The 14,645-nt window shown below is 62.7% G+C and carries 14 protein-coding genes; 3 read left to right on the top strand and 11 right to left on the bottom strand.

Translation table 11 applies throughout. The annotated features are described in order from the left end of the window. Positions 1-94: 94 nt before the first annotated feature. Positions 95-997 (top strand): LysR family transcriptional regulator, encoded by a 903-nt coding sequence (locus NR126_RS23175; RefSeq protein ID WP_256831657.1) that lies wholly within the window; start codon positions 95-97, stop codon positions 995-997. On the opposite strand, the gene NR126_RS23170 is transcribed toward NR126_RS23175, so the two are convergent. From NR126_RS23170 to NR126_RS23130, 9 genes are all read right to left on the bottom strand, one after another. Then, on the bottom strand, positions 994-1,590 hold the full coding sequence (locus tag NR126_RS23170) for a LysE family translocator (protein WP_027618139.1): 597 nt from the start codon (positions 1,588-1,590) through the stop codon (positions 994-996). The genes NR126_RS23175 and NR126_RS23170 overlap by 4 nt on opposite strands. A 51-nt stretch (positions 1,591-1,641) precedes the next feature. Further along, a complete protein-coding gene (locus NR126_RS23165) occupies positions 1,642-2,478 on the bottom strand; it encodes an AraC family transcriptional regulator (protein WP_105755487.1) in 837 nt (278 codons plus the stop codon). A gap of 128 nt (positions 2,479-2,606) precedes the next feature. Beyond that, positions 2,607-3,707 (bottom strand): polyamine ABC transporter substrate-binding protein, encoded by a 1,101-nt coding sequence (locus tag NR126_RS23160; RefSeq protein WP_027618137.1) that lies wholly within the window; start codon positions 3,705-3,707, stop codon positions 2,607-2,609. Positions 3,708-3,769: 62 nt separating this feature from the next. Beyond that, positions 3,770-4,039 carry a hypothetical protein gene (locus NR126_RS23155; RefSeq protein WP_256831656.1) on the bottom strand — a complete coding sequence of 90 codons (270 nt, stop codon included), beginning with the start codon at positions 4,037-4,039 and terminating at the stop codon, positions 3,770-3,772. Between the two features lie 48 nt (positions 4,040-4,087). After that, complete coding sequence (locus tag NR126_RS23150) at positions 4,088-6,076, bottom strand: U32 family peptidase (protein ID WP_256831655.1); 1,989 nt, start codon at positions 6,074-6,076, stop codon at positions 4,088-4,090. A 109-nt stretch (positions 6,077-6,185) separates the two neighbouring features. Next, entirely contained in the window at positions 6,186-7,310 is a 1,125-nt protein-coding gene (locus tag NR126_RS23145; protein ID WP_027618134.1) for an agmatine/peptidylarginine deiminase, read from the bottom strand. Between the two features lie 29 nt (positions 7,311-7,339). After that, entirely contained in the window at positions 7,340-8,431 is a 1,092-nt protein-coding gene (locus NR126_RS23140; protein WP_256831654.1) for an extracellular solute-binding protein, read from the bottom strand. 1 nt (position 8,432) lies between these two features. Beyond that, on the bottom strand, positions 8,433-9,341 hold the full coding sequence (gene aguB, locus NR126_RS23135) for an N-carbamoylputrescine amidase (RefSeq protein ID WP_105755482.1): 909 nt from the start codon (positions 9,339-9,341) through the stop codon (positions 8,433-8,435). Positions 9,342-9,345: 4 nt separating this feature from the next. After that, the gene (locus NR126_RS23130) at positions 9,346-10,398 is read right to left on the bottom strand and encodes an agmatine/peptidylarginine deiminase (protein ID WP_256831653.1); all 1,053 of its coding nucleotides are present in this window, start codon (positions 10,396-10,398) and stop codon (positions 9,346-9,348) included. Between the two features lie 134 nt (positions 10,399-10,532). Between NR126_RS23130 and NR126_RS23125 the strand changes: the two genes are divergently transcribed. Together NR126_RS23125 and NR126_RS23120 are read left to right on the top strand one after the other, a co-directional pair. Further along, the gene (locus NR126_RS23125; protein WP_256831652.1) at positions 10,533-11,384 is read left to right on the top strand and encodes a LysR substrate-binding domain-containing protein; all 852 of its coding nucleotides are present in this window, start codon (positions 10,533-10,535) and stop codon (positions 11,382-11,384) included. A 167-nt stretch (positions 11,385-11,551) separates the two neighbouring features. Further along, positions 11,552-12,997, top strand: a complete 1,446-nt coding sequence (locus NR126_RS23120; RefSeq protein ID WP_256831651.1) for a sensor histidine kinase — start codon at positions 11,552-11,554, stop codon at positions 12,995-12,997. On the opposite strand, the gene NR126_RS23115 is transcribed toward NR126_RS23120, so the two are convergent. Next, complete coding sequence (locus NR126_RS23115) at positions 12,994-13,671, bottom strand: response regulator transcription factor (protein ID WP_027618128.1); 678 nt, start codon at positions 13,669-13,671, stop codon at positions 12,994-12,996. The genes NR126_RS23120 and NR126_RS23115 overlap by 4 nt on opposite strands. Before the next feature lie 91 nt (positions 13,672-13,762). Continuing rightward, positions 13,763-14,428: a M24 family metallopeptidase gene (locus NR126_RS23110; protein ID WP_256831650.1), complete on the bottom strand. Its 666-nt coding sequence runs from the start codon at positions 14,426-14,428 to the stop codon at positions 13,763-13,765. Positions 14,429-14,645 lie beyond the last annotated feature (217 nt).

Here is a 14,645-nt window from a genome sequence, read left to right as displayed (position 1 = left end):
CTATGCCCGGCACTCATCAGGCGGAAGACGCAGCAGTTGCACTAGATAGCTGCATACAACGCCATGTCACTCGTAAGCGTGCTACCGTTGCGTAATGTCCACTCCCGACCTGAACCTGCTGTTCACCCTCGATGCCCTGCTCGCCGAAGGCAGTGTCGCGCGCGCTGCCCAGCGCTTGCACCTGAGCCCCTCGGCCATGAGTCGGGCGTTGGCACGTCTGCGCAAGGTCACCGGCGACCCACTGCTGGTGCGCGCCGGTCGCGGTCTGGTGCCGACGCCTCGGGCCATCGAGCTGCGCGAACGGGTGCAACGACTGGTGGACGAAGCACAAAGCCTGCTGCGGCCTGTCGAGCAACTGGACCTCAGTCAGTTGGTACGCACCTTCACCCTGCGCACCAGCGACGGCTTCGTCGAAAATTTCGGCCCGGCGCTGATCCAGCGTCTGCGTCAGGAAGCGCCCGGCGTGCGCCTGTATTTCCTGCAAAAGCTGAACAAGGACAGCGCGCCGTTGCGCGATGGCAGCGTCGACCTCGACACCGGCGTGGTCGTTCCCGCGACCCGCCCGGAACTGCACAGCCGCATCCTGTTCGAGGATCGCTTCGTCGGCGTGGTGCGCAACGGCCACCCCCTGAGCCAGGGCGAAATCACTGCCGAACGCTACATCAACGGCCAACACATTCAGGTCTCCCGGCGGGGACTGGCCACCGGCCTGCTGGACGAGACATTCAACCAGCAGGGCTGGCAGCGCGAGGTGGTGAGTCTGGTCAGCGGATTTTCCGCGGCGCTGGCGCTGACCCGCGATACGGACCTGATCGCCACATTGCCCGAGCGCCACACCCGACACCTGCGCAATGATTGCTTCAGCTTCGCCCTGCCCCTGCCGACCCCGACCATTCAGCTGTCGATGATCTGGCACCCACGGATGGACGCCGATCCGGCGCATCGCTGGTTGCGCGCCTGCCTGCGGCAAGTCTGCAACGAGGTGCTCGGCCTCTAGAGCAGCACCCCGAGCCAGGCCGACAGCAGCAACAACAACGCCAGGCCATGGTTCATGCGCTTGAACGCTGCGGGCGAACTGAGCACTCGGGCGCTGCCCACGCCGAGCAGTGCCCAGACCGTCATGCACGGCAGGCAGACCATCAGGAACAGCGCCGACAACAGCAGCAGGCGCGCTGTCTGCTCACCGTCGCCAGCGAACACACTGGCCACCGCCACCGCCATCATCCACACCTTGGGATTGATCACCTGCAGCCCCGCGCCCGCCAACACACTCATGCCCCGGTCCGGCGTGTCGCCTGCATCCAGAGACGGCGGCGGACTGCGAAAAATCTGCCAGGCCAGCCAACTCAACCAGAGCACCCCGGCCCAGGTCATTGCCTGCTGCACTCTGGGGAAACGCAACAGGGTTTCCCCCAAGCCCAACCCGACCACCAGCACCACCAGCGCCGCCGAGACGCAGGCGCCGAGAATCAACGGCAGCGTCGCCCCCAGGCCGCGTCGGGCGCTGTGGCTGAGCACGAGGATATTGGTCGGGCCGGGGGTGATCGAGGCAACGAAGGCAAACAGCAGAAATGGCAACAGTGACAGCATGGCAGGGACTCCTTGAACAGACAGGGGTCCATGGTCACCGCCGGCGGCGCTTCAGTCTGGAAGGTTTGAGCAGCGCTTGCGGTAATCCGCCGGGGTCAGCCGATAGGCTCGGCGGAACCAGCGCCCCAGGTGGCTCTGATCGGCAAACCCCAGGGCACTGGCGACCTGCGCCGGGGTTTCGCCACGGGCCAGCCACAGGCGCGCCTTGGCCAGGCGAAGCTGGATCAGGTAGGCATGGGGCGCCAGGCCGAAGGCGGCCTTGAATGCACGGCTGAGGCGGAAACGATCGACCCCGCAGACCTGTGCCAGTTGATCGAGGCCGATGTCTTCAAAGGCATGGGCCTGCAAGTAATCGCGTGCCACCTGCGCCACCCGAGGCAAACGCGGGTCGACCGGCAGGCGCTGGCGCCAGTCGAGATGCCGGGTCAGCGCGCTCAACAGGTTGTCGGTGGCGCTCTGGCGGACGATGCGCAGGTCGCCCTCATGCAGCGCCTGGAACGCCTGAGTAATGGCGCCCGCCAGTGGCGGGTCCTGGCTCAGGGTGTCGGCGAAGCCCAACTGCGCGCTGGCCGGCGCATGCTCGAACAAGCTGCGCAGTTCGCGCTCCAGCCAATCCGGATCGAAATACAGCATCGAGTAGGTGAAGCCTTCCTCGGTCGGCGCATGGCCGTCGTGGATCTCCCCAGGCTCGAGCATGAACACCTTGCCCGGCGTACTCAGATGCTTCATCCGCCGGCAGTTGAACTGCTGCACGCCCTGCTCGGTGACGCCCACCAGGAAGCTGTCGTGCCAGTGCGGGTCGTAAGCGTGGCCTTGGAAATGGGCACGGATCGACTCGATCCCGGTATCGGCATCTTGCGACAGTTCGATCCAGTGCTGATCGTTCACGGTAATGCCACCCCAGGTCCTGCGCGGCCAATGCGCCTGGCCAACTGTGCCTGATTTGTGCGGTGGCGTTTAGAACATTTGTGCAGCGCCTTGGGCCGCCCACTGATGTGGCGGCCTGGCGCGCGGAGTTACTTGTCGGACTTGATGCTGGTCCAGACCCGGGTCCGCACGCGCTCGATTTTCTGCGGCAGCGGCTGCACCACGTACAGTTTTTTCAGCGCCTCGGGAGTCGGAGTCAGGTTCGGATTGCCGGTGATTTCTTTGTTGATCAGCGGCAGCGAGTCCTTGTTGGCATTCGGGTAGCCGAGGAAGTCGCTGATCGGCGCGATGACTTTAGGATCTAGTAAATTGTTAAGAAATTCATGGGCTTCAGAGACGTTCTTCGCGCTCTTTGGTATGGCAAAAGTGTCAAACCAGATCGGTGCACCTTCCTTCGGCAGCCGGTAGTCCACCACCACGCCGTTGCCGGCCTCCTTGGCCCGATTGCCGAACTGATAGAAGCTGCCCGAGTAACCGATGGCGACGCAGATATCGCCGTTGGCGATGTCGGTCATGTACTTGGCCGAGTTGAAATAGGTCACGTACGGGCGAACCTTGAGCATCAACTCCTTGGCTTTTTCATAGTCGTCCGGGTTCTGGCTGTTGGGGTCCAGGCCCAGGTAATGCAGGGCCAGCGGCAGGATTTCGGTGGGTGAGTCGAGCATCGCTACGCCGCAGGCCTTGAGCTTTTCCATGTTCTCGGGCTTGAACACCAGGTCCCAGCTGTCCACCGGGGCATTCTCACCCAGCGCCGCCTTGACCTTGGCCGGGTTGAAGCCGATCAGCACGGTGCCGACCATGTAGGGCACGCCGTACTGGTTGCCGGGGTCATTCTTGGCCAACAGCTTGAGCAGTTCCGGGTCCTGGTGCTGCCAGTTCGGCAGCTTGGATTTGTCGAGCTTCTGGAACACCCCGGCCTTGATCTGGGTCTCGAGGAACTGGTTCGACGGCACCACCAGGTCATAGCCGGAGTTGCCGGTGAGCAGCTTGGCCTCCAGCGACTCGTTGGTATCGAAGGTGTCCCAGGTGACCTTGATCCCGCTCTGTTTGGCGAAGTCCTTAGGCACCGAGGGCAGGATGTAATCCGCCCAGTTGTACACCCTCAACTCCCGTTGTTCGGCTTGCACGGCGCTGGCCAGCAGCGTCAGCCCACAGAATGTGGCGCCCAGAATGCGTTTGATCGTGACCATGAATGGCTTCCCCAAGTGCGGCGTCAGTTCGACGGTTTTTATGTTCTATGAACGGCAGCGGGTTAAACGATAGCCAAGGGCCGGGCATACGGTTTGTTGTTGTCACGCGTGCGCATGCTCGAATCGGCCACTTGGGTCTGATTCTTGCCGAGGCTGGCACGGGAACACAGTGGGGGGTTGGCCAAAAGGGGATCGAAATGGCCATTATTGTTGGCCGGATGGGTGGTTGTGGGTTGGGCCTGCAGGGCCCCCGCATCGAGGTGAAAAAAGCCTGGAGCGCCGCGCCCCTTCAGATAGAGCCTGTAGGAGCGAGCCTGCTCGCGATGGGGCATCAGCCACACCGCATCAACTTCATCGCCAGCAGGCAGGCTCCTACAGGATTAGTGTGGCGCGCGGGGAATGGTCTTGAGCAGGTCGTCCGGGCTGATATAACCAACCACGCTGCCGGGCTGCGGCAGGTCGAGGATATGGCCCTTGATCTTGCCCACCACGTGCATTTCGCAGGGTTTGCAGTCGAACTTGAGGGTCAGCACTTCGTCGCCGTGGATCAGTTGCATCGGCGCGACCTTGGTCTTGACGCCGGTGACGCCCTTGGCCTGTTTCGGGCACAGGTTGAAGGAGAAACGCAGGCAATGCTTGGTGATCATCACCGGTACTTCGCCAGTTTCCTCGTGGGCCTCGAACGCCGCGTCAATCAGCTTGACCCCGTGACGATGGTAGAAATCCCGGGCCTTCTGGTTGTAGACGTTGGCCAGGAACGACAGGTGCGACTCCGGGTACACCGGTGGCGGCGAGGTCTCGGCCTTGCGTCCACCCCGTGGATGGGCAGCAACACGGGCGGCGGTCAGCGCCTCGATGACCTCGCGGCGCAACGCCTTGAGCTGCGAGTTGGGCACGAAGAACGCCGTCGGCGCATCGAGTTTGACGTCGGTGGCGTGGTACTCGGTGGTGCCCAACTGGCCCAGCAGGTCGCGCAGTTGGTCCAGCGCCTGCTCCGGCTTGTTGGCGGCGCCAAACGGCCCTTCCAAAGCGACGCTGGCACGGATGCCCTCTTCGCTGGTGGCGGTCAGTTCCAGACGCTCTTCACGCAGGCGTGCCACCCACTCCAGGCCGATACGTCGCTCGGCGGAGGTCTTGAGCAGGGCTTGCTGCCAGTTGTGGTCGAGGTTGCGGCTCAGCGGATGGTTCGGTCGCAGGTTGTGCAGGCCGACCGGCATCTCGTTAGGCTCGACCCGATAGCGATAACGCTTTTCGCCGTCATCGAGGAATTCGCCACGGGCTTCGGCGATGTTGGCGCGGAACCCCACCACTTCGCGCTTGACCAGCACATTGAGGCCGTCACCATTGGACAGCGGCTCGTGGGTCACCACCTGCATGTCGCGCTTGCCGACTTTCTCCACCACACCCACCGGCAGGCCGGTGAAGGTCGGGGTGTCGAAGGCGCCGATGTCGATCTTGCGGTCGCTGACGAAATAGTCGGTGCTGCCACGGTGGAAGGTCTTTTCCGGGTCCGGCAGGAAAAAGTGCGCGGTGCGGCCGCTGGACGCGCGGGCCAGGTCCGGGCGGTCTTCGAGCACGTCGTCGAGGCGCTGGCGGTAGTAGGCGGTGATGTTCTTCACATAGCCCATGTCCTTGTAGCGCCCTTCGATCTTGAACGAACGCACGCCGGCCTCGACCAGGGCGCGGATGTTGGCGCTCTGGTTGTTGTCCTTCATCGACAGCAGGTGTTTCTCGAACGCGACGACACGCCCCTGGTCATCCTTGAGGGTGTAAGGCAGGCGGCAGGCCTGGGAGCAATCGCCACGGTTGGCGCTGCGGCCGTTTTGCGCGTGGGAGATGTTGCACTGGCCGGAGAAGGCCACGCACAGGGCGCCGTGGATGAAAAACTCGATGGCGGCATCGGTTTCGTCGGCGATCGTACGGATTTCTTGCAGGTTCAGCTCGCGGGCCAATACCAACTGCGAGAAACCGGCCTGGTCGAGGAACTTGGCCCGGGCCAGGGTGCGGATGTCGGTCTGGGTGCTGGCGTGCAGTTCGATCGGCGGAATGTCCAGCTCCATCACACCCAGGTCCTGGACGATCAGCGCATCGACGCCGGCATCGTACAACTGGTGGATCAGCTTGCGCGCCGGCTCCAGTTCGTTGTCGTGGAGGATGGTGTTGATGGTGGTGAAGACCCGGGCGTGATAACGACGGGCGAACTCCACCAACTGGGCGATATCGCTGACTTCGTTGCAGGCGTTGTGACGCGCGCCGAAGCTCGGGCCGCCGATGTACACGGCGTCGGCGCCATGCAAAATGGCCTCGCGGGCGATGCTGACATCGCGGGCAGGGCTGAGCAATTCCAGGTGATGCTTGGGCAAGGACATATTTTTTTAGTCAGGCTGTCACGGTCGAATCGCGCATTGTACCGGTGAATCGCCTGGCCGGCACCCGTACGCTGCCCGGTGGTGTGAACCGGGCGCGAATGGGTTTTCCTCAAACCTTGGGTTGATGACTGGTCACGCAATGAATCCCGCCGCCACCGGCGCTGATTGCGTCGATATTCAGCTGGACGATTTCGCGGTCCGGGTACAGCTCGGACAGCAGGTCATAGGCCGCGGTATCAGCCTTTTTGTCGCCAAACTCGGGGGCGATCACCGCGCCGTTGATGACAAAATAGTTGATGTAGCCAGCGGCGAAGTCCGGGTTGTTTTTGCTGAAGCGACTGTTGCGCGGCTTGAGCGGCGGCGAAACGGTGTGCACCTGCAGCTTGCGGCCATCGGCGTCGGTGGCCTGCTTGAGAATCTCCAGGTGGGCCAGGGTGACCTTGCGGTCGTATGAGTCGGGATCGGTGTCGAGGTTGGCGATCACCACCCCGGGGGCGACGAAACGCGCATAGAAATCGACGTGGGCATCGGTGATGTCCTTGCCCTTGATCCCCGGCAACCAGATGATCTTGCGCAAGCCCAGGCGTTCTTTCAGTTCCTGCTCGACTTCGGCCTTGCTCCAGTCCGGGTTGCGGTTGCGGTTGATCCAGCTGCTTTCGGTCATGATCCCGGTGCCGTGACCATCGACCTCGATACCACCGCCCTCGCCCACCAGCTCGGTCCTCAGGTAACGCGCACCGACCGTATCGCTGACCAGTCGCGGCACTTGCGCATCGTCGTCATGCTGCTGCTTGTTACCCCAGCCGTTGAAGTTGAAATCCACCGCCCCCAGCCCGCCCTGGCCGTCGACGACAAAGTTGGCGCCGATATCGCGCATCCAGATGTCGTCCAGTTCGCTGATGACGTAGGTGACGTTGTGGCTGCCGCAATGTTCTTCGGCCAGCTCCCGTTCACGTTTACGGCAGAACACGGTCAGCGGTTCATAGTCGGCGATGGCCCGGGCGATCCGTCCGAGGGCCGCTTGCACGTCGCCGGTGAAATCTTCCCAGATCGCGTCCTGGGCGCCAAAGGCGATGAACGCCTGCTGGTGGCGCTCGCCTTCGTCGGGCATGTACCACTTACGCCCTGTAGCGGCCAGCACCGAGCGTGGCGCCAGACCGAGGCCGCTGGCCGCCATGGCGCCGAGCCCGGCAACGACCGAGACCTGTTTGATGAAGTGTCGACGCGTCGGCATCTGTTGTTCCCTTGACTGTTGATCGATGTTCACTGGCCGGTGGCCGTCTTGAATTTGGTCCAGGTGCGCATGCGCGCGCGCATGTCGGCCTGGGGGATGTCCTGGCCAGGAATCAGCCGCCCATAGGTGGCCTCATCGAGGTAGATATCCGGGTTGTTGCGCATGCTTGCATCGACTTGGGGGCGGGCCTTGGCGCTGGACGTCGGGTAGCCGGTGAAGTTACTGATGGCCGCCATGTTTTCCGGGCGCATCACGAAGTTGATAAAGGTATAGGCGTATTCCGGGTGTTTCGCGTCCACCGGGATGGCCATGGTGTCCATCCACACCGTGGTGCCTTCGCGCGGCACTCGGTACTGGAAGTGCACCGGTTTGCCGGCGCTGTCTGCGGTGCGCTGGGCCTGGGTCATGTCGCCGCTGTAACCCAGGGACAGGCACAGGTTGCCGTTGACCAGGTCGGTGACCGGCTGCGACTGAAACTTGCGCACGTACGGCCGCAACTTGCCCAGCAGCTCACTGGCCGCGGCCAGGTCCTCGCGCTTGCCACTGCGCGGCTCACGGCCCAGGTAGTGGAGGACCACGGCCAGCACTTCGTCCGGCGAGTCGATGATCGAGATCCCACAATCGGCGAACTGTTTGGCCAGCTCCGGTTTGAACAACATGTCCAGACTGTTGACCGGCGCGTCGGGCATGCGCTGCTTGATCTGCTCGGCGTTGTAGGTCAGGCCGATGGTGCCCCAGGTGTAGGGCACGGTGGCCTGGTTCGAATGCACGTAATGGCTGCGCAGCTTCTGCAAGCCCGGCTCGATGTCGTTGAGCGCGGTGAGTTTGGCCGGATCCAGGGGCATCAGACTGCCGGCGCGCATCAGCCGCTCGGCCACGGTGTCACCGGGGAAGATCAGGTCATAGCCGCTGTTGCCGGCGAGCATCTTGGCTTCCAGGGTCTCGCTGCCGTCCATCACGTCGTAGATCACCTTGATCCCGGTTTCGCTGGTGAAGCGGCTCAGGGTGTCCTCGGCAAAATAGTCGGCCCAGTTGTACAGGCGCAGGGTTTTCTCATCGGCGTGCAAGGTCGGTGCAGCGGCGATCAGGGCCGCCAGCAATAGCGTGTGGGTCATGCGCATATCAAACCCCCTGGGTGTTCCAGCGTGCGTTGAGTTGACGACCGTCGTGACTGAGTAGCGCGCCATACATTTCCGGTCGGCGGTCGCGGTAGATGCCCCAGCTCAGGCGTTCTTCGCGCATCGCCGCGAGGTCCAGGCTGTGCAACAGCACGCCGGTGCTGTCGCGGTCGGCGCCGACGAGCAGCTTGCCCTTGTGGTTGCAGATGAATGACGAGCCGTAGAACCTCATCTGCAGGCCGGCATCGCTGGTCGCCACTTCATTGCCGACCCGGTTCGACGCCACCACCGGCAAGAGGTTCGCCGCCGCATGGCCGCGCATGGTCATCTGCCAGTGATCGCGGGAATCGAGGTCGGCGCAACCCGGTTCCGAGCCGATGGCCGTGGGAAACAGCAACACCTCGGCGCCCAGCAGGGCCAGGCAACGGGCGGTCTCGGGAAACCACTGGTCCCAGCAGATGCCCACGCCCAGGCGTCCGAACGCGGTGTCCCAGACCCGAAAGCCGGTGTCGCCGGGACTGAAGTATTCCTTCTCCTGGTAGCCGATGGCGTTGGGGATATGGGTCTTGCGATAGACCCCCAGCAGGCGGCCATCGGCATCGGCCACGCTTAATGAATTGAAATAGGCGTTGCCGGCCTTCTCGAACCAGCTCAACGGCAGCACCACGCCCAACTCTTTGGCCAAAGCCGCGAAGCGCTGCAGGATCGGGCTGTCGCCGTACTCCTGGGCCAGGGCCAGGTGTTGATGGCGCTGTTCGATGCAGAAGTACGGGGTGGCGAACAGCTCCTGCAGCAGGATCACCTGGGCGCCCTTGGCCGCAGCCTCGCGCACCAGCTGTTCGGCCTGGTCGAGGTTGTGTTGCAGGTCCCAGGAACACGGCATCTGGGTGGTAGCGATGGTCAACAGGCTCATGGCATCAACCCTCCAGTGGCCAGGCTGGCTGTTGCTGGGTAATGCAATGCACCCCGCCGCCGCCATGGGCCAGATGGTTGATCCGCACCGGGACGATTTCGCGACCCGGGAAGGCCTGGGCCAGTACCTCGGCTGCCGCATTATCGGCTTCGATACCGTAGGCCGGCATGATGATTGCGCCGTTGGCGATGTAGAAGTTGGTGTAGGAGGCGCAGAACACTTCGGCCTCGGTGTCCACCGCTTCGCTGGCTTCATACAGTTCGATCAATTCAAACGAGCGGCCCTTGGCATCCCGGGCCAGTTGCAGGGCGCGGCGGTTTTCGCGCACCACTTCGGCGTACACCGAGCTTTTGTCGCGGGTCGCATCCACCAGCAACACGCCGGGACGAGCGAAGGCGCAGACGCCATCGACATGGCCGTCGGTCATGTCGCCGGTGACATAGTCCGGATCGCCCGGCAGCCAGATGGTCTTGGTCACGCCCAGCAGACGACTGAAGATTTCTTCGATTTCGGCCTTGCTCACGCCGGGGTTGCGATTGGGGTTGAGCAGCACCGATTCAGTGGTGATCAGCGTGCCTTCGCCATCAACGTGAATCGCCCCGCCTTCGTTGCTCAGCGCAGTGCCGAAGCACTCCAGGCCCAATTGATTGAGGGCGTGACGGGCGAGGCTTTCGTCGAGGTCGTGGGCCGACTTGCCGCCCCAGGCGTTGAAGCGCCAACTGACCCCGGCCAGACCCAGTTGCGGGTGGCAGACGAAGCTCGGGCCGGAGTCGCGGCACCAGCTGTCGTTGACGGCCAGTTCGATCAGCTCGATGTTCGGCCCGCACAGGGCCTTGGCCCGGGTCACCGCCGAGGGATCAACGACCATTTTCACCGGTTCAAAACGGGCAATCGCATTGGCGACGCGAGCGAAATCTTCCTGCACCTGGCTCAGGGTCACGCCCCAACCCGACTCCCACAAGGCCTGATTGTGCGGCCAGACCATCCAGGTCGCGGCGTGTGGAGCCCACTCGGCGGGCATCATCCAGGCGCTGTTGTGATTGTTGTTGTGCTGCATGACAAGTACCTTTGAGTTAAGTCATTGTGTTCAATGAAAAGAGTCTGCTGGGTGCTGACATGCATGCTACGGCGCTAAAAACCGGCAAACAAACGATGGATTTAGTAGCAAAGTGATTAGAGGAACTTATCAATATGCTCAAGCACTGGCCGCCGCTCAGCTCCCTGCGCGGCTTCGAAGCCGCTGCCCGCCTCGGCAGTTTCCACAAGGCCGCCGCCGAGCTGAGCCTGACCCAGTCGGCCATCAGTCAGCAGATTCGCAGCCTCGAGGCCTACCTCGAACAACCGCTGTTTATCCGCAGCGGACGCGCGGTGTACCTGACCGATGCCGGCCACGACCTGCTGAGCACCACCCAGGCCCTGCTGCAGCAACTGGCGGTGGGCATCCGCCGCCTGGGCCAATACCAGAAACCCAACCAACTGGTGCTCAACACCACCCCGGCCTTCGCCCGCCACTGGCTGCTGCCGCGCCTCGGCGATTTCCGCCGTCAGCATCCGGAAGTCGATCTGTGGATTTTCAGCACCGATGAAGTGCCCGAGATGATTAGCCAGACCATCGACCTCGCCGTGCGCGATGACATCAGCTCCCAGGCCGAATGCAGCTTCAAAGTGCTGCACCACGACCGCCTTTACCCGGCCTGCCACCCCAGCGTGCTGGCCCAACCTCGTGAGCAGCGCACCACCCTGCACGGCGAGCGGGAGATGGATTGGAACCACTGGGCGGTGGAAGCCGGCGTCGACGTCGGCCAACAGGAACAGGGCCTCAACTTCTCCGACCCCGGCCTGCTGCTGGACGCCGCCTGCAGCGGTTTGGGCATCGCTCTGGTCAGCCAGTTATTGAGCCGCCAGGCGCGGGACAGCGGGCTGTTGCAGCCGCTGGTCGATCAAACCATCCGCGGCCCGAACTGGGCGCTGCTGACCCATCGCGACAGTGAGAGCAATCCGCTGGCGAGGAGTTTCAGTGAGTGGTTGGTGGAGAACCTGTAGGAGCCAGCTTGCTGGCGAAGGACGTCAACGATGACGCGCGCTGGGCGAATAACTTGCCCACTACCCACAGAGCGGATCACCCGCCCTGTGGGCCGAGAAACCAACTATCGTCTTGATTGAGCGCAACGCACGTGCGCTCATCCCTGTCAGTCTGCGGATGACCGACGATGACCAAAGACGCGAAAATCCCCCAGGACCTCGCCACTGCGCCAGCACCTGCGCGCCATGGCCTGTGGCACCGCTGGTTCAGCGGCCGGGCGCAGAAGCTCAGCCACTCGACCCAGTTCGTCATCGCGGCAACCGTGATCCTCGGCCTGACCATGTTCTTCGTCGGCAAGCTGGTCAGCGAACGCATCGAAAATGCCGCGGTGCAGAGCGCCGCCGAGGCCGGTGCGCAGTACATGGACACCTTCCTCGAACCCTACGTGCAGGACATGACCGATGACAACCTGCTGTCGCCGGAAAGCATCCAGGCCCTGGACCGCGTGACCCAGAGCCGGGCCATGAAACAGCACATCGCCTCGATCAAGATCTGGCGCGCCGACGGCACGGTGGTCTACAGCACCAACAAAGCCATCACCAATCACAAATTCGCACCCGATGAAATTACCGAGGCGCTCAAGGGCAAAGTGGTCACCGACCTGGAAGGGCTGACCCAGGATGAGAACGAGTACGAGCGCAAACTGGAGATGCCGCTCTATGAGATCTACGCACCGCTGCGCGATTCCAACTCGATGAAAGTCATCGCCGTCGGCGAATTCTATGAAAAAGCCAGCAGCCTCAAGCGCGAGATCAATCGCGTGCGTCAGCAAGTCTGGGCGGTGGTCGGCGCCGCAACCCTGGCGATGCTGACCCTGCTGTTTTTCATCGTCCGCCGCGGCGACAAGATCATCCAGCGCCAGCAAGTGGCCCTGCAGGCGCGATTGCAGGAGCAAACCCGCCTGCACGCCAGCAATGCCGAACTCCAGCATAAAGTGGCGACGGCGACCCAGGAGTTCTCCCGGGTCAACGAACTCACCTTGCGCCGCATCGGGGCCGACCTGCACGACGGCCCGGCGCAACTGCTGACCTTGATCCTGATCCGCCTCGATGATCTGGCGGAAAACTGCTCGGCGGTCGACCAGGAATCCATGGAAACCATTCGCGGCGCCGCCACCGACGCCCTGCGCGAGGTCCGTGACCTGTCACGCGGCCTGGCGCTCCCGGAAATCAACGACCTGAGCCTGGTGCAAGAGTTGCAACTGGTGGCGCAACGGCACGAGCAACGCACCGGCACCGGCGTCAAACTGATCCTGGGGCCGCTGCCTAAAGTCGCTCCACTGCCGCTCAAGCTGTGCCTGTACCGTTTCGTCCAGGAAACCCTGAACAACGCCTTTCGCCATGCCAATGGCGAAGGCCAGGTGATTCAGGCGCGTTACGTCAACGGCGTGCTGGACATCAGCGTGCACGACAGTGGTCCGGGCATGATGGAGGACGCGATGCAGCCGAGGACGGCCGGCCGCACCCGCCTGGGTCTCGCCGGCTTGCGGTATCGAGTGGAGTCCCTGGGAGGCCTGTTCAACATCGATTCCGGCGCCTCGGGCACCTCGGTCAGTGCCCAGTTCAGGCTCTAGTTGCGGGTATCGGCACCCAGGTGCAGCCGTCCGATCGCTTCGTGTTCCCAGTAGCGGCGCAGGGCGGTAACGGCCTCTACGCGATTGCGCGCGTTGAGTTTCTGCATCACGCAGGACATGTGGTGCTTGACGGTTTTCTCACTGATCGCCAGGTTGTCCGCCACCTCTCGATTGGTCAGCCCCTTGGCTACTTCGCGGATGACCTCCTCTTCCCGTGGCGTCAGGTCGAACTTCTGCACGTCCGCTTCATGCTTCTTGATATGGCTCAGCAGCTTGTCGGCCAACTCGGGGGTGACGAAGGTCTCGCCCTTGGCCACCGAGCGGATCGCCTGCACCAGCTGCGGACCACTGATGCCTTTCAGCACATAGCCACGCGCCCCGGCCTCCAGCGCCAGGAACGCATCGTTTTCCGACTCGGAAACCGTCAGCATCAGCACCTTGATATCCGTAAGCTCGGTCGCAATGAAGCGCACCGCGGCAAACACGTCGCCGGGCATATTGACATCCATCAGCATCACATCCGGACGCTCGCGCTGGGCAATATCCATCGCGTCCTGGGCACTGGCACCCTGCTCCACCACCTGCAGGTCCGCACGTTTTTTCAGGGTATTGGCCACGCCCTCACGCAACATCGGATGATCGTCGACGATACCGATGCGAATGGATGGACTCATGAGGCGCTCCCGATTGAACTCGAACACCCATTGATTAATAGCAGGGAACCCGCAATGACGCCGGGCACCCGTCGGATCCCGCGCCCGGGTTTCAGATCAACAAGTCTTCGTAGAAGGCGCCGTAGGGCAACTGCGGATGGGCGATCTGGATTTCCAGAATCCACAGCCCGGTGTTCGGGTATTGGCCGAAATCACCCAGGTCACCGCCGCGATAAATGGCATGGGGGAAATCACTGACGCGATGGCCCTTGATGTCCAGATTGAGGCTCCAGCCCATGGCCTCGGCCTGCTCGTGGGCATAGCGATACAGCGCCACGCCATCGACTCGCTCTTCACGCCACCGCCGCTCAACCCGCCGGAACAGCTCTCGGGCCGCTTCGGCACAGGCGATCATGTGTGGATCATTGCCGGTGGTGAACGTCTGCCCAGCATCGCCTTCATGGCCCTGCCAAACCACGCCCATGTCGATAAAAAAGATGTCGTCCGTGCCCAGCACCGGATCGCCCTCCGAGCGCTGCTTGAACGTCTTCAGGGTGTTGGCGCCAAAGCGGATCAGCAGCGGATGCCAGATCCGGTCCATGCCCAGCTCGCCAAGGATCTGCTTGCCCAGCGCCACCGCCTCCGACTCGTGCATGCCCGGGACAATCCCGCAGGCAATCTGCTCGATGGCCTTCCAGGTCATCTGTTGCGCATGGCGCATCGACTCCAGCACGTAACGCTCACCGACGGCTTCTTTGTTGCTCAGGGCTGCTGTCACGGGTCATTCCTTTGAGTAGGGAGTTTCGCTGTATAGTTTTGTATATTGCGATAGGTGTAGGGAAAGGTCTAGTCGTGCTCAAAATCCTGTAGGAGCAGTCGGTCGACGCTAGTTTTTTGTGAGCAGCCAAGATGGCTGGGTCTATGACACCCACCTCAAAGACACCCAATCTCAAGAGTTGCAGGCCACGAGATCTTCGAGCACCGAACTGAGTGAA

This window comes from Pseudomonas sp. Pse1 (genome assembly GCF_024519635.1).
Classification (GTDB): Bacteria; Pseudomonadota; Gammaproteobacteria; order Pseudomonadales; family Pseudomonadaceae; genus Aquipseudomonas.
Note: the sequence above shows the minus strand (reverse complement) of the source record. Positions and strands in the feature narration are given on the sequence as shown.

Excerpts from the sequence above, each read along its gene's own strand:
- NR126_RS23140 (WP_256831654.1), bottom strand. The coding sequence starts at position 8,431 with ATGCGCATGACCCACACGCTATTGCTGGCGGCCCTGATCGCCGCTGCA.
- NR126_RS23115 (WP_027618128.1), bottom strand. The coding sequence starts at position 13,671 with ATGAGTCCATCCATTCGCATCGGTATCGTCGACGATCATCCGATGTTG.
- NR126_RS23155 (WP_256831656.1), bottom strand. The coding sequence starts at position 4,039 with ATGCCCCATCGCGAGCAGGCTCGCTCCTACAGGCTCTATCTGAAGGGG.
- NR126_RS23150 (WP_256831655.1), bottom strand. The coding sequence starts at position 6,076 with ATGTCCTTGCCCAAGCATCACCTGGAATTGCTCAGCCCTGCCCGCGAT.
- NR126_RS23175 (WP_256831657.1), top strand. The coding sequence starts at position 95 with ATGTCCACTCCCGACCTGAACCTGCTGTTCACCCTCGATGCCCTGCTC.
- NR126_RS23125 (WP_256831652.1), top strand. The coding sequence starts at position 10,533 with ATGCTCAAGCACTGGCCGCCGCTCAGCTCCCTGCGCGGCTTCGAAGCC.
- NR126_RS23160 (WP_027618137.1), bottom strand. The coding sequence starts at position 3,707 with ATGGTCACGATCAAACGCATTCTGGGCGCCACATTCTGTGGGCTGACG.
- NR126_RS23130 (WP_256831653.1), bottom strand. The coding sequence starts at position 10,398 with ATGCAGCACAACAACAATCACAACAGCGCCTGGATGATGCCCGCCGAG.
- NR126_RS23145 (WP_027618134.1), bottom strand. The coding sequence starts at position 7,310 with ATGCCGACGCGTCGACACTTCATCAAACAGGTCTCGGTCGTTGCCGGG.
- NR126_RS23120 (WP_256831651.1), top strand. The coding sequence starts at position 11,552 with ATGACCAAAGACGCGAAAATCCCCCAGGACCTCGCCACTGCGCCAGCA.
- NR126_RS23170 (WP_027618139.1), bottom strand. The coding sequence starts at position 1,590 with ATGCTGTCACTGTTGCCATTTCTGCTGTTTGCCTTCGTTGCCTCGATC.
- aguB (WP_105755482.1), bottom strand. The coding sequence starts at position 9,341 with ATGAGCCTGTTGACCATCGCTACCACCCAGATGCCGTGTTCCTGGGAC.